The sequence below is a fragment of the Chryseobacterium sp. A301 genome, assembly GCF_054489425.1.
In genome coordinates this window covers 267251-287316 of record NZ_JBTMWY010000003.1, presented here as the reverse complement: position 1 = coordinate 287316, position 20066 = coordinate 267251, and the positions used below count along the sequence as shown (strand labels likewise).

The window sequence follows — 20066 nt, the reverse complement described above, 5'->3', positions numbered from 1 at the left end:
TTGTACTTTGGTCAAAGACTTATTTTACATGACTTTTCAAGAACAAATACAAGCGGGAATCCCAAGTGAACTGCCTGCTGAGAAAGCGTATGATTCTAAAATCAATCATGCGCCAAAGCGCAAAGATATCCTAAACAAAGAAGAAGTGAATCTTGCACTTCGCAATGCACTTCGGTACTTTCCGGAAAAATTCCACGAAACATTAGTCCCTGAATTCAAACAGGAACTTTTGACCTATGGGAGAATTTACATGCATAGGTTTCGTCCTGAATATCCAATGAAGGCACGAGGGATTGAGCAATATCCTGGAAAAAGTATGCAGGCAAAAGCAATCATGCTCATGATTCAAAACAATTTGGATCCAGCGGTGGCCCAGCACCCTCACGAATTGATTACGTATGGAGGGAACGGCGGTGTTTTCAGTAATTGGGCGCAGTACTTACTTACGATGCAGTATTTAAGTGAAATGACAGACAAGCAAACCCTGGTGATGTACTCAGGTCATCCGATGGGCCTATTCCCTTCCCATGAAGAGGCTCCCCGAGTCGTGGTCACGAACGGAATGGTCATCCCGAATTATTCCAAACCAGACGATTGGGAAAAATTTAATGCATTAGGGGTTTCGCAATACGGTCAGATGACGGCAGGTAGTTATATGTACATAGGTCCACAAGGCATTGTACACGGTACAACCATTACTGTACTCAACGCATTTCGTAAAATAAACAAGGACCCTAAAGCAGGACTCTTTGTGACCTCCGGTTTAGGAGGGATGTCTGGTGCACAGCCGAAAGCAGGGAGCATTGCAGGATGCATTACAGTGTGTGCTGAGGTAAATCCGAAAATTGCAAAAATCCGTCACGAGCAAAAATGGGTGGATGAAATTATTGAGAATTTAGAGGAGCTGGTTATTCGTATTCGAAAAGCAAAAGAAGAAAAACAAACGGTTTCACTTGCCTACTTAGGGAATGTAGTAGAAGTTTGGGAAACGTTGGATGAGGAAGGAATCACAATTGATATTGGTTCCGATCAAACCTCTCTTCATAACCCATGGGCTGGAGGATACTATCCGGTGGGCCTTAGTTTTGAAGAATCGAATCGTTTAATGGCGGACAATCCTGAAGCTTTTGCAGAAAAAGTTCGGGAGAGTCTCCGTAGACATGCTCGAGCAATTAATAAACATACAGACAACGGCACTTATTTCTTTGACTACGGGAATGCGTTCCTGTTGGAAGCCAGTCGCGCAGGAGCAGAGGTGATGAATCCAAATCCTACACTTGGACGAGAGTTTAGATACCCGAGCTATGTGCAAGATATTATGGGACCTATGTGTTTTGATTACGGGTTTGGTCCTTTTCGATGGGTTTGCAGTAGTGGGGATCCGAAGGATTTGGAGCAAACCGATCGCCTGGCTTGCGAGGTACTAGAGGAACTACTGAAAGTTTCGCCTCCTGAAATTATGCAACAGATGAAAGACAATATTCATTGGATCCAAGAGGCGCAAAAAAACAATTTGGTAGTAGGTTCCCAAGCGAGAATTCTCTATGCGGATGCACAAGGTAGAATGAAAATTGCCGAAGCATTTAACCAAGCAATTGCGGCAGGAATAATTGGTCCAGTCGTTTTAGGACGCGACCATCATGATGTTTCAGGAACGGATTCTCCGTACCGTGAAACCTCAAACATATACGACGGTTCTCGATTCACAGCCGACATGGCCATTCAAAATGTGATAGGGGATAGTTTCCGAGGAGCGACATGGGTTTCTATTCATAACGGCGGAGGCGTCGGTTGGGGAGAAGTAATTAACGGCGGATTTGGAATGCTATTAGACGGGAGTCCTGAGGCAGACCGAAGATTAAAATCCATGCTTTTCTGGGACGTTAATAATGGAATTTCTAGGAGAAGTTGGGCCCGGAATGAAGGGGCCACTTTTGCCATTAAACGAGCTATGGAACTTGAGCCCAATTTGAAAGTGACTCTCCCAAATGCTGTGCGTGACGAATTGTTAAATTAATATGCATTTGGAATCCGATAATTTCACTTGTGATATAAAGAAGTCTCACTGTATCTTAAACAATATCGAAAATTAGAATATAGGAAACGCTCGCAATTCGTCAATTGCGAGCGTTTCCTATTTTAGGACCCTCTAATTTGATTTGTCTACCTATTTGTGATGGAGTTGGATAAAATTAACCTGTCCAAATACCTAAATTTAGTACGTTATTCTTTCTAGGAATTCTTATAATCACTTATTTTATCCTTTTTGGAACCGGCAATTCTGACTTTTGTTTTGGCTGAAAACGTTAGTCCATAGCAATACTTTTTAATGATTTCCTTCGTAGCACTTCCTCTGCAGCATCACTGGCACAAACTAGCCCTCCAAAAAGCATAATTATATCTTTGATTACAAGTCGACCTGCCGCCGAAAGAAAAGGAAAACCATGGTCAGGCCCACCCAAATCTGCAACCCAAGTCTCTGGGGTTGTGATTAGGAAGGATAAGGTTACCAAAGACATTTCAAAGGTTAAAAGTCCACCTAAGACTCCAACTCTAGGTAGCCAAATACCAAGTAAGACCAGCGTACCAATTAAGAAAATTACGGTTCCTAAAGCATAGGAAAAGACATACGTTCCATTGGATTGATGCCATTTAATGTTTTGGGGTACTACTTCTCCCTCTTTGTTTTTGTGTTGCTTATAAGAATCCGCATCAGAGGTGTTTTTTTGATAGAAGAAGCTCATAAATGGAGAGTTTGCTACAAAAGGCACGATACCGTCGGCCTCGTATTGAAAGGCTTTTAAGCCGCCAATCCAAGCCATTACGACAAAGATAGAAATTCGTAGGCCGTGAATAAAAGGCCTTTTACTAGAACTAAGAAATTCAAAGAATGCTGTCATATTTTGTTTTTTCAAAGGTAGGGCGATTGCCTTCCAAAGAAAATGGACAGTTATGGAAAATGAATGGATAAATTTGCCTCTTTAGGACGGCTGTGCTACAATTGAGATGCCTACATGCGTTCGAAATTCACTAGGAGAAAGTCCTGTATGTTTTTTGAAAAAACGACTAAAATAATAGGCATCCTCAAAACGCAGTTCAGAAGCAATGGTTTTGATTGAATCATGCGTTAAATGAAGTTTTTTCTTTGCTTCTAAAATTAGACGCTCGCTTATAAGTTTAGAGGGCGGTTTCCCAAATTCTTTCTTTATCTTTTTAGAGAGTGCGCTAGGCGACATATGCAAAGCATCGGCATAAAAGGAAGTGTTTTTTTGTGTGGTGAAATGTGCTTCGACTAGTTCTTGAAATGGACCCAAATGATCAGAAAGAGGACCTTCTTGTGTAGTACTTGTTAAAAAATCACTTTTTTTCTTCGTGCACAAGGCTAAAATCAGTTGCAAGTAGGATTGCGAAATTGACCTAGAAAACGAGTCCTTGATGGAAACTTCTTTGATCTTCTGAATTAGAGAAATAAGTTCCTCAATAGATTTAGCATCCGTAGGAAAGTGTGGCTGTAAATAAACGTTGTTGAAAAGGAGTCCATTGCATGCCACTTCTTTTTTGTGGTATTCAATGCAGTAGAAGTCTCCATGAAATTTTAGTCCCCAAACTTCTCGTTGGGATTCTATATTTAGGCAGTGGCTTTGGTAAGGGGAAGTAAATAGCACCGTAGGTCCTTGAAAAGGGTAGGAGATTCCCTCAAAGGTTAAGCTTCCTTTGCCCTCGAAAAGATAAAGCCTATAAAAGGAGTCACTTTTGGTGTTTTCTACTTGCTTTCTCGACTTAGAGAAGACTGTCAACGAATTTTCCACGATGTAAAAGTACAAAAAAAGACCTCCGCAAAAAGTGCGGAGGTCAGCAGTATTCATTTGAGAATGGGACTATAAAGAATTTATAATCTCATTTAATACCGTACTTGGTCTCATCGCGTTTTCTGTTTTTTCTCTGTCTGCATGGTAGTATCCGCCAATGTCTTGGGCAGAGCCTTGCGCAGCGATAAGCTGCTCATTGATGAGCGTCTCGTTTTGCTCCATTTTGTCTGCAATAACCGCAAAGGTTTTTGCCAGCTCTAGATCTTCGCTTTGGTTTGCGATTTCACGAGCCCAATACATGGCTAAATAGAAGTGAGAGCCTCGGTTGTCAATCGAACCTAATTTACGTGCTGGCGATTTGTCATTTTGTAAAAATAGGGCGTTGGCACCGTCTAAGGCGTCAGCAAGAACTTTGGCTTTTGGGTTGTCTTGGGTTTGCGAGAGGTGTTCTAAACTTGCTTGCAAGGCTAAGAACTCCCCTAAAGAATCCCATCGCAAATAGCCTTCTTTGATAAACTGTTCGATATGCTTTGGAGCCGATCCTCCGGCACCTGTTTCAAATAGACCTCCTCCGTTCATAAGAGGCACGATGGATAGCATTTTTGCGGAGGTTCCCAGCTCTAGGATTGGGAACATGTCCGTTAAATAGTCTCTTAAGACATTCCCGGAAACGGAAATTGTGTCCTTCCCTTCACGTCCTCGTTTTAAGGTTTCAAGCATTGCGTCTTTTACATCCATAATGCGGATGTCAAGTCCACTCAAATCATGGTCTTTTAAATAAAGTTCCACTTTTTTGATCATTTGCGCATCGTGCGCTCTGCCCTTGTCTAACCAGAAAATGGCAGGGGTATGGGATAGGCGGGCACGGTTCACTGCTAATTTCACCCAGTCTTGAATCGGTGCATCTTTGACCTGGCACATACGAAAGATATCTCCTGTTTCTACAGTCTGCTGGAGAAGAACTTCCTTATTTTCATTTTCGATTCTTACGGTTCCCGCAGACTTCAATTGGAATGTTTTGTCGTGAGATCCGTATTCTTCTGCTTTTTGAGCCATAAGTCCTACGTTAGGAACGGTACCAAAAGTTTTGGGATCAATAGCCCCGTTTGCTTTCATGTCGTTCACAATGGCATCGTAAAATCCAGCGTACGTACGATCCGGAATTAGACATACAGTGTCCTCTTCTTTCCCTTCCTTGTTCCACATTTTGCCTCCTCCTCTTACTAAGGCTGCCATCGAGGCATCCACAATAACATCTGAAGAAACGTGGAAGTTGGTAATTCCTTTGTCAGAATTAACCATGGCAATGCGAGGCCCTTTTTCCATTGCTTGCTGCAAATCTCTTTTGATTTCAGCTTCTTTCGCATTCCCTTCGATTTTTTCATAAAGGGTCGCTAATCCAAAGTTAGGATTGATATCCAAAGATTTGAAGGTATCTGCATATTTCGCAAAAACGTCTTTGAAATAGGTTTCTACCACTGCGCCAAAAATAATAGGGTCCGAGATTTTCATCATCGTCGCTTTTAAATGGGCAGAAAGAAGAACGTCCTGAGCTTTTGCTCTATCAATGGCATCTTGAACACTTGCTTTAAGAGCGGCCAAATGCATCACAGAGCTGTCAATGATTTCTCCTGCTAGTAGGGGCGCGAAATCCTTCAAAACAGTTTGCTCTCCATTTGCAGCCTCAAATACGATTCGGTATTTGCATGCCGACTCTATTGTGGTGGAGGTTTCTGTCGCGTAAAAATCGCCTGAATTCATGTGCGCAACCTCGGTTTTGCTGTCAGGTGCCCAAGTACCCATACGGTGTGGGTTTGCTTTTGCGTAGTCTTTTACAGATTTTGGGGCTCGACGGTCGCTATTACCTTCTCTTAGGACAGGGTTTACTGCGGATCCTAAAACTTTTGCATAACGGGATTGAATTTGCTTCTCTTCTTCGTTTTTTGGTTCTGTAGGATAATTAGGTATTTGCAGTCCTTGACTTTGTAATTCTTGGATTGCTTCCTCTAGTTGTGGAACCGAGGCGGAAATATTCGGAAGCTTTATAATGTTTGCTTCTGGGGTCTTTGCTAGTTCTCCTAGCTGAGTTAAATAATCGGGAACAAATTGCTCTGAGGAAAGTCCTTCAGGGAAGTTTGCTAAAATTCTGCCGGCAAGAGAAATGTCTGGAACCTGAATTTCAACTCCTGCTTGTTTCGTAAATGCCTTTACGATCGGCAGAAATGAATTGGTAGCCAGCATAGGCGCTTCGTCCGTAAGGGTGTAATAGATTTTTGCTTGTGACATTATTGTGTTGTTTTTGATTTTAATTTATAGGATTACAAATTTACTGAATTTTAACAAGAACACGAAGTTTAGCCTAGACCACAATCGGAATAAGTACAAGATTTTTAATAAAGTTTTAACCCTCTGTTAGGAAAGGTTGTAGAAGAAATTGACTATCTTTGGGAGAGATAAATTTATACATTATGGCAAAAATCACATTAAAAGGAAATGAAATTAATACTGTAGGAGAGCTTCCTACGTCAGGCAATTCCGTAAAGGATTTCACGTTGGTTAATCAAGATTTGGAAGAGAAAAAACTTGCGAATTACGAGGGGAAGAAAAAAGTATTTAATATTTTCCCAAGTATTGATACGGGAATTTGTGCTGCGTCTGCGCGTGAATTTAACAAACGAGCTACGGCTTTAGATGGTACCGTGGTTATTAATGTTTCGAAAGATCTTCCATTTGCATTGGGTCGCTTTTGCGCAGCAGAAGGTTTAGACAATGTCGAAACACTTTCTGATTACAGAGGAGACTTTGGAAAAGAATACGGAGTGGAAATTAGCGACGGACCAATGAGAGGTCTTTTGTCACGCGCCGTGGTAGTAACGGATGAAAATGGTAAAGTGTTGTACACAGAGCAAGTGCCTGAAATTACAACCGAACCGAATTACGAGGCAGCGATCGAAGCCTTAAAATAAAGAGAGAAACTAGTTCTTTAAAAAAAAGTGCACTTTACTCAAGTGCACTTTTTTTGTGTGATGAAAGGGAAAAATTTTATTATACACTTTAAAGAATCCAGTAAGAATAAGGAATCCATGGTTTTTGTGTGGGGAAATACAAATTTAAGGGTGCGAAAAGGGTCCTTTTTTTTTAATTTTAGAATCGAGCGTTTGACTAGCACTATTTATTTTACTTATCTTTATCAAAAATTAACGTATGGAAACAATCAATTCTGAGGTGATGCTGCTGGCTCCCGTAGAAAAGGTTTGGGATTCTTTTTCGGATCCTAAGCATGTCGTAAAGTGGTTTTTTGTGATTCAGAGCCAGAGATGTGAAAGCGCGGTCAACGAGTTAAGAGAAGGAGGGACTTTTCGCTATGTAATGAGCACCAAAGACCAAGGTTCGGGATATGATTTTACCGGCACGATTAAAACGTTTGTTCCCCGAGAACATATCTCTATTGTTCTCACAGACGGTCGTGAAGTAGAATTTAATTTCCAGGCCATCGACCAAGATGCCACGAAATTTAGTATGGTATTTGAACCAGAAACCAAAAATACTCACCAAACTCAGAAGCGTTTTTGGGACGTGGTCTTAAGTAATTTTGAAAAATATGTTGAGAATCTCAAATAAGAGATTTCTAGTCCCTTGCCTTTCTATTTTGACCCACTAGAATTTAGAGAGTAGCGAGGAAGTTTTCTCGTAGTTCCGCACAGTATGATTCAAAATAGCGGCTACAATATCCCCCCATCGTTTTGCACTGCAGCAGCGCCGGATCTCTTAATTCGGCGTAAATTTCGTTTTTTAGTGTCTGGATTTTTTCCTCGCTAGAGAGAGCTTCTTTCCGCATGATGCGAAGCAAGGTCGAGATTCTCTTTTTGGCTACAATCATGCGTTTTGCCATTAAAGAGCGCTCTTCGTGTTGGTACTGTTTGATGGAAGAGGTCTCAATGTTGTCCATCACAAGTTTAACATAAGGGAAGTTTTCCTTAAAAAATTGGGGTTTGTATACATTCGAGCGTCCTTCGTAGCTTTGTTGGTCAAAGTCAATGCTTCGAATTCTGTATTTAATTTCATCAAAGTCAGGCGTGAGAACCATCACAAAATTGTAAGATCTTTGGTCGCCAAGAAGTCTTAAAAAGCAGCGCTCATTAAATTTTACAAATTCTTTTGCGATTCGTTTTTTGTTTTGGTTTTCATCCATCCACTTGTTTAGAAAAACATCGCCAGGGATCCCTGAGACATGCTCTTCAATGAGTGTATCGCGGTAGACAAGAAAGTCGATACGATTGGGAGAGAGTAGATACTCTAGTTCAAGTCCATAGACGCGGGAGGCGTCTGCTTTTTTGACATAAAAATAGTCGTGAATGTCGTTATGGGAGTTTTTGATCTTGATTCGAAACGGGTGGGAGTTTCCAAAAGTACAATAGTCAATACTGTCCACTTTTAGATGGGATTTTGCCTCTTGATTTCCATCGGAACGCAGACGCTGATAAATTTCAACTAAACCTGCATGCAGTTCTATCATTTCATGGTAAGGGTACATAACGCCTTCCCAAAGGGTGTCATTGCCTTCCTGATCGGTAATAGGAAAGTGTTCAGTGTAACGCAGAAGGTCTTCGTATTGGACGCTTAATTTTGCAACCCGATCAAATCGTTTTAAGTAATGTAGGAAAGGCTCACTAAGAAGGTATGAGGGCTTTTTTTTGGAGATTTTGATGTCTGCGCCGTTTTCCATTCGTGCCTACTTTTAAGTTTAGAACTTAAAAGTAAGGAAAAAGAATTACAATTGCTATTTTTGCCTATAGAATACTGAACTTGAAAAATTACTATTACTTTCTCGGCATCGACTCGAAATCTACTCTGGAAGAAATCAAATCGGCGTACCGTAAGCTTTCCCATAAATACCATCCTGATAAAAATTCGGAAGATCCCTTTTTCAATCGGCGATTTACGGATTTGAAGGAGGCCTACGAAATCCTTTCGGATCCGGAGTCTCGCTCTATTTATGATTCTTGTTTGGAGGCCGATGATAGAAGTCCTAGAAGTCCTTTGCCACCCGTCATTAAATCCTTTACGGTCAATAAGCTACAGGGAGAAAAAGGAGAAGAGGTTATCTTGAAATGGAATACCTTGCATGCGGACGTAGTCAAGATAGTCCCCTTTGGTCTGGTAAAGTCTTTTGGAGAGAAAACTATCGAATTGCCTGAATTTGATCAAGGGCAATATCAGATTTTACTCCATGCTCAAAACACGCTTCTGCGTAAATCGGTCGTGCAAGGAATCACCATATATGATAAAACTCATGTTTCGCAAAAGGAGGTTCCTTTTAATGAGAAAAGCAAAAAACAAGGGGAATTGCAAGAGAAAAGACAAAGTAGGATAAGAGGGCAGGTGGGATGGCTGGTTTTGCTTGTCTTATTAGCGCTACTTGCGCTCTACTTATTTCGCTAAGAAATCCGTCGTATGAGCGTTAGGCCATTTTTAATCGACCGGGGCATTTCTTGCATCGTTTGCCCTTTTTGAATTTTTTACAACACTTCTTTTTTCCACAATGCATCGCCTCTGCATTACTGCGTGCAGGGGCTAAGGGCGCGATTCGAAAAGCAATGCTAGAATTCATTTTGCAAATATATATCTTTATTTAGAATAATTCCAAATAAATTTAAAGCTTTTTGAAACTTGAGTGCTTAGGAGTAGGTTGCTACAACCGCCAAATTATTGTATTTTTACCATTCCATTTTTGAATCAATAAAATCTGATATAGTATGAATACACACGAGTTTGTGAACCGCCACATTTCCATCAATGAGGCTGACCAAAAAGCCATGTTGGAGCGCATTGGAGCATCGGATCTGGAGACTTTAGTCTCTCAAACCATTCCCGATTCCATTCGTTTGCAGAGTCCCCTTAATATCACACCGGCCTTAAGTGAATACGAGATGCTTGAGCATTCGAAACAACTAGCCATGAAGAATAGTGATTTTGCCAATTACATTGGTTTTGGGTATCACGATACGCTTTTACCTTCTGCTGTGAAAAGAAATGTATTTGAAAATCCTTCTTGGTATACGGCCTATACTCCGTACCAAGCCGAGATCGCACAAGGAAGATTGGAAGCCCTTTTAAATTACCAAACCGTGGTGTGCAGTCTTACGGGCTTTGAGCTTGCGAACGCATCTCTACTAGATGAGTCGACTGCAGCCGCGGAAGCGATGCACATGTTTTTTGAGAGTCGTACCAAAGCTCAAAAAAAAGGAGCGAATAAATTTCTTGTCTCTGACTTGGTTCTACCTCAAACCCTTGCCGTTCTTTCTACAAAAGCGGAAGGTCTTGAAATTGAACTCGTCGTAGGAGATCATGCTTCGCATGAGCTAGACGAAACTTATTTTGGTGTGCTCTTACAATACCCAGGGAAAAACGGGATTGTACTTGATTATACTAACGATATTACTCGATATAAAGAACTAGACCTTCAAGTCGCTGTGGCTTGTGACCCGCTAGCGCTTGTGAAATTAAAATCACCCGCGACCATGGGAGCCGATTGCACCGTAGGAACTTCTCAGAGATTTGGGATTCCGATGGGGTATGGGGGTCCCCATGCTGCCTTTTTCGCTTGTAAAGAGGACTATAAACGTGTGATTCCAGGTCGTATCATTGGAGTCTCCCAAGATGCACAGGGAAATAGAGCACTTCGTATGGCGCTCCAAACCCGAGAGCAGCACATTAAAAGAGAAAGAGCTACTTCTAATATTTGCACCGCGCAAGTACTCCTAGCTGTGATGGCGGGAATGTATGCGGTGTACCACGGTCCAAAAGGTTTAGGCTTTATTGCGGATCAAATTCATTTTAAAACCAATGCGCTTTCCAATGCTTTGCAGGTTTTAGGATACGACGTAGAAGAAGAACCTGTATTTGATACTGTAAAAATTACACTTTCTGAGGACGAAAAAGCCCAATTGAAACTTCGCATGACGGAGCGCAAAATCAATTTGAATTATTTCACCCCGGGAATTGTAAGTATGTCACTGAACGAAGGAACCACCTTAGCCAAGCTAAATAATTTGGTGGAAGCTTTTGCTCAGTTTAAGGGAAAACAGGCCTTTGAATTGGTGTTGAAATCCGATTATACAATCCCTGCAGACCTACTTAGAACTGACGCGATTCTCTCGGAAGAAGTGTTTAACTCCTACCATACCGAAACAGAACTCATGCGCTATATTAAGCGTCTAGAAAGAAAGGATTTATCGCTGACACATTCCATGATATCTCTTGGATCGTGCACCATGAAATTAAATGCTGCTACTCAAATGCTTCCGCTTTCTTGGGGAGAATGGGGGAATATTCATCCCTTCGTTCCAGTAGAACAGGCCCAAGGATACCAAGAAATGATTGCAGAACTTGAAAAAGACCTTTCTGAAATCACAGGATTTGCGGCGACCTCTCTACAGCCAAATTCAGGAGCGCAAGGAGAGTACTCTGGACTAATGGTCATTAGAGCGTACCACATTTCAAGAGGAGATTCCCACCGCCATATTGCACTAATTCCACAATCGGCGCACGGGACCAATCCTGCTTCTGCTGTTTTAGCCGGAATGAAAGTGGTCGTGGTGAAAAACTTAGAAAATGGTGAAATCGATAGCGAAGATTTAAAAGCGAAGGCAGAACTGCATAAAGAAAATCTTGCAGCGGCCATGATTACCTACCCATCGACTTATGGATTCTTTGATGAAAACATCAAAGAGATTATCCAAATTATCCATGACAATGGAGGACAAGTTTATATGGATGGAGCCAACATGAATGCGCAAGTAGGATTTACTAGCCCAGGTCATATTGGGGCGGATGTATGCCATTTAAACCTACACAAAACCTTCGCCATTCCACACGGAGGCGGTGGCCCAGGGGTAGGACCTATTTGTGTAGCGAAGCACCTTGCTCCTTTTTTACCGACCAATGCGAATGTAAGAACAGGGGGAAGTCAGGCGCTCAAAGGAATTTCTGCAGCTCCTTACGGTTCTTCCTTGGTACTTAATATATCCTATGCGTACATTAAGATGTTAGGAACCAAAGGTCTAGAGCTTTCTACGCAATATGCTATTTTAAATGCAAACTACTTGAAAGAAGTTCTTGCCGAGCATTATCCGATCCTTTACCAAAACGATAAAGGCCGCGTCGCCCATGAATGCATTGTAGATTTTAGACAATACAAGCCGCTAGGCATCGAAGTAGCAGACATTGCAAAACGACTTATGGATTTTGGTTTCCATGCTCCTACTGTATCATTCCCCGTAGCCGGAACTCTTATGATTGAACCTACGGAATCGGAAAGCAAAGCCGAAATTGACCGTTTCGCGGAAGCTTTAATTGCCATTAAATCCGAAATTGAAGAAATTGCTAGCGGAGAAGCGGACAAAGAAAACAACGTACTTAAAAATGCACCGCATACGGAGCAGGTGGTAATTTCGGATGCATGGGATCGCCCCTACAGCCGTGAAAAAGCTGCCTATCCATTGGATTGGGTACGAGACCACAAGTTCTTTGCCACGGTCTCTCGAGTGGACGAAGCGTATGGGGACCGGAATTTAATTTGTACTTGTGAGCCCATAGAAGCTTATATGTAAAACCTACCCATATTCGAATGTTTTTAAAAGAATTCCTGGATTAACCTCCAGGAATTCTTATTTTTGGAGTATGCGATTAAACCAAATCTACAGCCATCAACGAACCGGGAACCAAGGTGGGCTTCCGGGGAATCGAAACGATTTTCAACGAGATTACGATCGGATCATATTCTCCTCTGCTTTTCGTCGTTTACAAAATAAGACTCAAGTTTTCCCATTGCCCGGTAGTGTGTTTGTACACAATCGATTAACCCATTCCCTTGAGGTCTCCACAGTAGGGAGAAGTTTAGGAGCCATGGCAGGAGAATTTATCGTCGATCGGTATGCAAAGGATCTAAACTTGAATGCCAAGGACTTCTACCTTCACAATTTAAGTCAAGTCGTGAGCGCAGCCTGTCTTTGCCACGATGTGGGGAACCCTGCCTTTGGGCATTCCGGCGAAGATGCCATTGCGAGTTATTTCCAACGAAACGAGTCCTGTTTAAAGCAAAGGTTTACGCCTGAAGAATGGGGGGATTTTGTAAACTTTGAAGGCAATGCAAATGCGATGCGGGTTCTTACCCACCAGCAAACCGGAAAGGACAAAGGAGGGACGCAATTAACGCACACGACCTTAGCATCCATTGCAAAATATCCTTGTGAATCCTTAGGGAAAGCGAAGGGAAGTTTGCATCAGAAGAAATTTGGATTTTTTCAAAATGAAAAAGAAACTTTTGAGCAAATCGCTTTAAGTGTGAGTCTTCCCCAGCAAAGTAGGGATCCGCTTGTTTACAAACGTCATCCCTTTGTATGGCTTGTGGAAGCAGCCGATGACATTTGCTATAATATCATTGATATGGAGGACGCTCACCGATTGAAAATCGTATCCACAAGTGACATTGAAGGACTCTTTATGGAGTTGATCCGTTCCGAGAATCCCAATACCCTTCGAGTCGAGGCCAAACTGCAAGTTCTCTCGAACGACAATGAACGAATTTCGTATTTAAGAGCCAAGGTCATTAATGCGCTTATCAACAAAGCCATTCAGAATTACAAAAATCATTTTGAACCGATTTTAGAGGGTAACCTCAGCATGGCGCTAATGGACACGTACAAAAAGGAGAACAAGGCCTTTCAAGAAATTGAATCCTTCTCCATTGAAAAAATATATGGACATCGCTCCGTGGTGGAGATCGAGAATGCGGGCTACAATGTCATGTATGAACTCTTAGATCATTTTGTTCCTCCCATTCTTAAAACCCGACAGGAGCGCAAATCCTATGAGAAAAAAGCGATCGAACTACTGCCTACTCAATTTTTATACGAAGAGGGAAGTGATTATCAAAAAGTCCTAGGGGTGGTGGATTTCATTTCCGGAATGACCGATAATTTCGCAACGGATCTGTACCGGAAAATTAAAGGGATAGAAATTGGAATGAGTGTTTAGAATTTCATAGAATTTACCTATCTTTAAACACCGATTTTAATAAAAAATAAAATAATTTAACTATGCCTATACTTGGAATTCTAGGGTTTATTGCCCTGTTAATTTTGTTTGCTTCTTTCTTCATTGTGAAGCAACAAACCGCCGCGATTGTCGAACGTTTTGGAAAACTACAAAGCGTGCGTCATGCAGGTTTTCATTTGAAAATCCCAATGATTGATCAAATTTCAAGACGAGTCAGTCTTCGGATCCAACAGCTTGATGTCATTATCGATACCAAGACTTTAGACAACGTATTTGTGAAAATGAAAGTATCCGTACAATACCAAGTGATTAAAGAACAAGTAGCGGATTCCTTCTATAAACTTGAATACCCAGAAGGACAGATTACCTCCTACGTATTTGACGTAGTGAGAGCAGAAGTGCCGAAAATGAAACTAGACGATGTATTCGTTCGAAAAGACGACGTGGCCATTGCAGTGAAAAGCGAATTGCAAGAAGCGATGCAAAGCTATGGATACGATATCATCAAAGCTCTAGTGACGGACATCGACCCTGACGAACAGGTTAAACATGCGATGAACCGTATCAATGCAGCAGAAAGAGAAAAAACAGCCGCTGAATACGAATCCGAAGCACAGAGAATTCGTATTGTAGCCGTTGCAAAAGCAGAAGCGGAAAGCAAGAAACTTCAAGGGCAAGGGATTGCAGACCAAAGACGTGAAATCGCCAAAGGTTTAAAAGAATCCGTGGAGATGTTGAACAATGTGAATATTAATGCCGCAGAAGCTTCGGCACTGATTGTGGTAACCCAGCATTACGACACGCTAAACTCAGTAGGTTCTAACAACCGAAGCAATTTGGTTTTACTACCGAATTCCCCAACGGCGGCAAGCAACATGCTAAACGATTTAGTCGTTTCAATGGCTGCGACGCAGCAGTTTTCGGATCTAGACAAAGCTCCTTACCCAGAAGCGAAAAAGTAATTCGGAATTTCACCCGTAAGCAAATTTGCAACAGGCCGTCTCGATTGAACATCGAGACGGCTTTTTGATAGAGGAGAAGAATTTGGATTCTTGTTGCTAAAATGGGAAAACATTTAGCGGATAAGGACATCGTAGGTTCCAGAGTGCCAATCTTTAGATAGAAACAGAAAGAGCAGGGGTATCGTAGGGTTTGAAGAAAGTGAGACGTCTTTAGGACGCCTACTCTTACGTGTCATAGGTAGGATGGATCCCATACAATCCTAAAGAAAAAGACCACAAAGTGCAATGTTCTTTCCTTTGTGGTCTTTTTTTTGGTGTTTGAATGCTATTTCAAATCCCCATTCATTTCTTTCTCAAGCTTGCTGTTTTTCATTCCGAAACAGAAATAGATAATAAGCCCGATAGCGAACCAAATCGCAAACCAGAACCAATTGTCATGGGTCATCCCCGTAAGTAGATAAAGACAAGAAGTAAGCCCTAGCAAGGGGATTAGATTGAGTTCTTTTACAATAGAGAGAACGGCAAGTACGGAAGTTACCACAAGGAATATGCATAGAGACATATTGAATTCTCCATCGATTGGATCGCTCCAGTTGAGTAAATTATGGAAAAATTGAGGTTGCCAGTAATAAAAGCCAAGTACACATACTACAAATAAAGGAGTAAAGATGTAATTAGAACTGACAAATGGCAAATGAAATCTGCCTTTGATTTTTTCCTTTCTCGGCATCAGTAAAATCCCTCCGTTGACTAAAATGAAAGCGAAAATGGTTCCAATACTAGTAAAATCTAAAATGAAGGATTTATCGGTGAAAAGAATGGGTACCCCAACCGCAATTCCGGTTGCAATCGTAGCAAAAGAAGGGGTTTTGTATTTCGGGTGAATGGTAGCAAAACTCTTTGGCAAAAGCCCGTCTCTACTCATGGCATACCATATTCTAGGTTGTCCCATTTGGAATACTAATAATACGGCAGTTATGGCAATAATGGCGGTAATGGCGACTGTGAATTCCATCCAAGGTATGTTCGCATTTTGAGGTGCAAAGATAAAGGAGAGCGGATCGCCTACTCCTTCGAACTTGCGGTAATCCACCATTCCGGTGAGAATTAATGTCAGGGCGATATAAACCAAGGTACTTGCCACGAGCGAAATAATCATCCCCCTAGGTAAGTTTTTTTGCGGGTTCTTGGTTTCTTCCGATAGTACACTAAGGGCATCAAATCCAATGTAAGCGAAGAAGACTCCTGACACAGCGGCCATTACGCCCGTGAACCCATTCGGCATAAAATTGGAAACTCCTTGCGAATCTATAGGGGTCCAATTGTCCGTATTGATAAAGGTAACACCTACTGCAATAATAAGTACAATCACCGCTAGTTTTAAGATCACTAGTAAATTGTTGAAATTCTTACTTTCTTTAATTCCAATGTAGACAAGGGCTGTAATCAATATATTAATCACGATAGCTGGAATGTCCACAATAAATTTGAAACCAAAAAATTCGGGTGCTGAATTCCATGCGTTCAGTAAACCTGCATGTTCAGAGCCTCTCTCCACCGCTTTCATGGCCTCAGGATAAGAGGTGGCAAGGTAGTCAGGAAAGTAGATACCAATGCTTTCTAAAAAACTCGTAAAGTAATCACTCCAAGAAAAGGCAACGTAGATATTTCCAAAAGAATATTCCATGATTAGGGCCCAACCAATGATCCAAGCAATCAGTTCTCCGAAACTAGCATAAGCGTAGGTGTAGGCACTTCCTGCGGTAGGAATCCGGCTCGCGAACTCCGCATAGGAGAGGGCTGTGAATGCACAAGCAATTCCACAGATGACATAAAGAGTGATGACACCAGGTCCTCCGCGAAAGATGGCTTCCCCTAAACTGCTAAAACTTCCTGCACCAATAATGGCAGCTAAACCAAAAAAGACAATGTCCCACATGCCCAGGACTCGATTTAGGTTGGTACTCTTGTCTTCTGGGTTGTATTTTTTTCTTCTGAAAAGTTGACTCATAGTTTAGTTTAAAAAGCAAATGTAAGTAAAATTGTTTTTTTCGAAATGTAAAATAGGCGTTTCCTTTATTTTCTTTTTATAAATCAATCTTTATTGCTGATTTGGTAAGCCGCAATTAAAAGCTCGCATATGTATTGAAAGTGATTCAGTTATCCACATCTTAACAATAAGTTAAAAAGTTGTATATACAATAAGTTTTCGATAATTTCGTTGATTAAATGTTATTAACTTTCTTTCAAAATACAATGGGTACCAATAAAATTATTCTTTCTGCGGCAGTTGTTTTTTCAGGCATTGCCTATGCACAACAGTCGCAATACTATACACCAAAAGAACAGTACCGCTATGATTTGGCTGAAAATCTGTATCAGACTAAAATCTACAATGCCTCTCAGTTTGAATATGCAAGGCAGTATTTTTATAACCAGCAGCTAAGCCGAAGTCAAAAAGAGGCTTCTCAATTCTTTGACAACGTGATTGGTGTTATGTTAGAGAAGAGCTACGCAGAGAAGGGGCTAGAAGCTTTTATGAAAGAGTACCCAAATTCAGCTTATTTTGCGCAGGCCAATTTGCCTCTAGCCGATTATTATCTGGCACAAAAGGACTTTGCCACTGCACTGGAAACCCTGCAAAAGGTGAATCAGTATCAACTCTCCAAGGAGGAAAACGCAGAGTATATATTAAAACTAGGGTACGCCAAGTTTATGACGGGTGACACCGCTGGGGCCTTAGAAGCATTAGAAGAAGTCTATGCTCAATCGCCAGGGGAGACCAGAGGTCAAGTTGCCTACATGCTAGGGCATCTGTATTATTCGGAAAATCAAAATGAAAATGCATTCCATTATTTTGATTCCATTAAAGAAGATCCTCAGTTAGGATCCCTCGTAAGACCTTATTATGTTCAGCTTTATTTCAATAACAAACAATACGACCAGGCCATTGAGGAGGGACGCTCTCTTTTAGATTCTAGTATATCGGAATCTTATAAAATGGAAGTGCATAAAATAATTGGAGAAAGTTATTTCATGAAGGGGGAGTATGCTGAGGCTTATCCTCATTTAAAGATCTACCTTGATTCTCAAGGCAATCCCTCGGAGAGTGATTTGTACGAGATGGGTTTTGTAAGCGCTGAGGCCGGACGTTACCAGGAGGCCGTAAGCTATTACAATCGCCTGATTAACTCTAATTCTGCGTTGGCTCAAAATGCCTACTATCAATTAGGAAACGCGTATTTGCAAACCGAAGCGAAGAAAGAAGCACTTTCTGCTTTTCGTTCTGCCTACCAAATGACTTACGATCCCAAGGTACAAAAGCTCTCCCATGAGCAATACGCAAAATTAAGTTACGATTTGGGAAACCCTTTTGAGGCGCCACCCAAAGTAATTCAGAACTATATTGATTTGTATCCTCAGGATGCAAGTACCGTTGAAATGGAGAAATTACTTGTCAAGTCCTACCTCTATTCCGGAAGTTTTAAAGAAACCCTATCCGCAATCGACAAACTTCCGAACTCGACACCTGAAATTGATAAAGTAGACCAGGAAGTTTCCTATATGTTAGGAACCGAAGAATTTAACAAGGGGAATTTAGACCAGGCGGAGGCTTATTTTCTACGAAGCTTAGAATTTCATCTAAATCCTGAATTTAGAAATCGAGCATTGTACTGGCTCGCACAAACCTATTACCAAAAAGGAAATTATCCCTCGGCGATTGTTCGTTTTGAAAGTTTAGCTTCCGAGAGTTTTCCCGAAAAATCGCAATTAGAGTATGACCTTGGATATGCTTATTTTAAATCTGGGAACTTTGAAAAAGCGCAAGAGCATTTTAAAAATTACTTAAAGGATCCAAGCGAGGCCTTTAAAAACGATGCGGAACTAAGACTAGCAGACACCTACTATGCAAACAATCAATTAAACGAAGCGATTGCGCTGTACGATAAGACGACCAATGCAAATGATTATACCCTGTTTCAAAAGGGAATGGCACTTGGATTTAAAGGAGACTCGGTCGGGAAAATTGCGGCCCTAAGTTCTCTTACGTCTACCTATCCTGATTCTGATTACGCGGACGATGCACTTTACGAAATTGCAGTGGCCCATGCTTCAAATGAGGAGTTTGGAAAATCAAATGAATTTTTCAATCGGGTGATTAAACAAAGTGCAGATCCTGATTTGGTAGCGAATGCTTCTATCTATCTTGCGCAAAACGAGATGGATCAAGGAAAAGATGCAGAGGCCCTCAATCGATTAAAATCCCTAGCAGAGCGATACAAAGATACCTCGTACGCAGATAAAATTGTTTTGGTGTCTAGACCTCTCTTTATTGAAAAAGGAGATGTGGAAGGATACCAGAATTTTGCTCGTATGATTGGAGTCAATTTAAATGCCTCTGATCTTGACGATGCAACCCTTGGCTCTGCGCGCGGATTCTATAGCCAGAAAGACTATAAGAAAGCCATTCCGCTTTATGAAAGTTATTTAACCAAAAACCCTTCCGGTGCGCCACGTTACCAAGCGCAATTTGAATTAGGCGATAGTTTCTATCGCTCTGGCCAGGAGGCCAAATCCCTTGTGGTTCTGCAAGAGGTAGCTGAGGTTCAAAACGATTACCAAGGGGAGGCTCAAACTAGAATTGCTCAAATTTATTTAGCACAAGGCAATACGCAGGAGGCGAAGATTTACTTAGAGGCTCTAGCGAAATCGTCTAATGTGAATTTGAAGGATTTTGCGAATGTGCAACTTATGAATTTGTATGCAAAACAAAACGACCTTTCAAAAGCGCAAACCTACGCAGCCCTTGTGCTTCAAAACACGAAAAACTCGGCCTCCGTACTAGAAAGTGCAAAAGTAATTAGTGCTAGAGCGCAACTTCAGAGTGGAAAAGACGGACAGGCCAAATCGGCTTATGCCTCTTTAGAGCGCTCGTCAAATGCGAGTGTGGCCGCTGAGGCTCTTTATGCAAAAGCATACTATCAGAACAAGGAGAAAAGCTACAAGTCCTCCAATGAAACGATCTTTAAGCTAGCCAATAATTATGCATCCGAAGAGTATTGGGGGGCAAAAGCCCTCGTGGTTATGGCTAAAAATTACATCGGTTTAAAGGATAACTACCAAGCAAGTTACACACTGGATCAAATTATTGCCAACTATAAGGATTTCCCAGACGTTGTGGCTGAGGCGAAAGAGACCAAAAAACAAATTAAATAGAGAATTTGCCTTGAATTAG

The 20066-nt window shown here is 41.4% G+C and carries 13 protein-coding genes; 8 read left to right on the top strand and 5 right to left on the bottom strand.

Features of this window, described 5'->3' with window-relative positions:
* Nucleotides 1-28: 28 nt before the first annotated feature.
* Nucleotides 29-2017, top strand: a complete 1989-nt coding sequence (locus tag ACX3PU_RS07230; RefSeq protein WP_459084294.1) for a urocanate hydratase — start codon at nt 29-31, stop codon at nt 2015-2017.
* A 289-nt stretch (nt 2018-2306) separates the two neighbouring features.
* On the opposite strand, the gene ACX3PU_RS07225 is transcribed toward ACX3PU_RS07230, so the two are convergent.
* The 3 genes from ACX3PU_RS07225 to ACX3PU_RS07215 form a co-directional block, all read right to left on the bottom strand.
* Nucleotides 2307-2900, bottom strand: a complete 594-nt coding sequence (locus ACX3PU_RS07225; protein ID WP_459084293.1) for a DUF417 family protein — start codon at nt 2898-2900, stop codon at nt 2307-2309.
* Between the two features lie 81 nt (nt 2901-2981).
* Nucleotides 2982-3809, bottom strand: a complete 828-nt coding sequence (locus ACX3PU_RS07220) for an AraC family transcriptional regulator (RefSeq protein ID WP_459084292.1) — start codon at nt 3807-3809, stop codon at nt 2982-2984.
* A 69-nt stretch (nt 3810-3878) separates the two neighbouring features.
* The gene (locus ACX3PU_RS07215; RefSeq protein WP_459084291.1) at nt 3879-6095 is read right to left on the bottom strand and encodes an NADP-dependent isocitrate dehydrogenase; all 2217 of its coding nucleotides are present in this window, start codon (nt 6093-6095) and stop codon (nt 3879-3881) included.
* Nucleotides 6096-6277: 182 nt separating this feature from the next.
* Between ACX3PU_RS07215 and tpx the strand changes: the two genes are divergently transcribed.
* Nucleotides 6278-6775: a thiol peroxidase gene (tpx, locus tag ACX3PU_RS07210; protein ID WP_459084290.1), complete on the top strand. Its 498-nt coding sequence runs from the start codon at nt 6278-6280 to the stop codon at nt 6773-6775.
* Nucleotides 6776-7013: 238 nt separating this feature from the next.
* The gene (locus tag ACX3PU_RS07205; RefSeq protein ID WP_459084289.1) at nt 7014-7430 is read left to right on the top strand and encodes an SRPBCC domain-containing protein; all 417 of its coding nucleotides are present in this window, start codon (nt 7014-7016) and stop codon (nt 7428-7430) included.
* 43 nt (nt 7431-7473) lie between these two features.
* On the opposite strand, the gene ACX3PU_RS07200 is transcribed toward ACX3PU_RS07205, so the two are convergent.
* On the bottom strand, nt 7474-8535 hold the full coding sequence (locus ACX3PU_RS07200) for a hypothetical protein (RefSeq protein WP_459084288.1): 1062 nt from the start codon (nt 8533-8535) through the stop codon (nt 7474-7476).
* Between the two features lie 80 nt (nt 8536-8615).
* On the opposite strand from ACX3PU_RS07200, the gene ACX3PU_RS07195 reads away from it, so the two are divergent.
* The 4 genes from ACX3PU_RS07195 (at nt 8616) to ACX3PU_RS07180 (ending at nt 14830) form a co-directional block, all read left to right on the top strand.
* Nucleotides 8616-9251, top strand: a complete 636-nt coding sequence (locus ACX3PU_RS07195) for a J domain-containing protein (RefSeq protein WP_459084287.1) — start codon at nt 8616-8618, stop codon at nt 9249-9251.
* A 314-nt stretch (nt 9252-9565) separates the two neighbouring features.
* The gene (gene gcvP, locus ACX3PU_RS07190) at nt 9566-12421 is read left to right on the top strand and encodes an aminomethyl-transferring glycine dehydrogenase (protein WP_459084286.1); all 2856 of its coding nucleotides are present in this window, start codon (nt 9566-9568) and stop codon (nt 12419-12421) included.
* 70 nt (nt 12422-12491) lie between these two features.
* Nucleotides 12492-13847, top strand: coding sequence for a dGTP triphosphohydrolase (dgt, locus tag ACX3PU_RS07185; RefSeq protein WP_459084284.1), 1356 nt, complete (start codon nt 12492-12494; stop codon nt 13845-13847).
* A 62-nt stretch (nt 13848-13909) separates the two neighbouring features.
* Complete coding sequence (locus ACX3PU_RS07180) at nt 13910-14830, top strand: SPFH domain-containing protein (protein WP_459084283.1); 921 nt, start codon at nt 13910-13912, stop codon at nt 14828-14830.
* Between the two features lie 325 nt (nt 14831-15155).
* Here the strand turns inward: ACX3PU_RS07180 and ACX3PU_RS07175 are convergent, their stop codons facing one another.
* The gene (locus ACX3PU_RS07175; protein WP_459084282.1) at nt 15156-16841 is read right to left on the bottom strand and encodes an amino acid permease; all 1686 of its coding nucleotides are present in this window, start codon (nt 16839-16841) and stop codon (nt 15156-15158) included.
* Nucleotides 16842-17086: 245 nt separating this feature from the next.
* Here ACX3PU_RS07175 and ACX3PU_RS07170 point away from each other — a divergent pair, with 245 nt between their 5' ends.
* Entirely contained in the window at nt 17087-20047 is a 2961-nt protein-coding gene (locus tag ACX3PU_RS07170; protein ID WP_459084281.1) for a tetratricopeptide repeat protein, read from the top strand.
* Nucleotides 20048-20066: the final 19 nt, after the last annotated feature.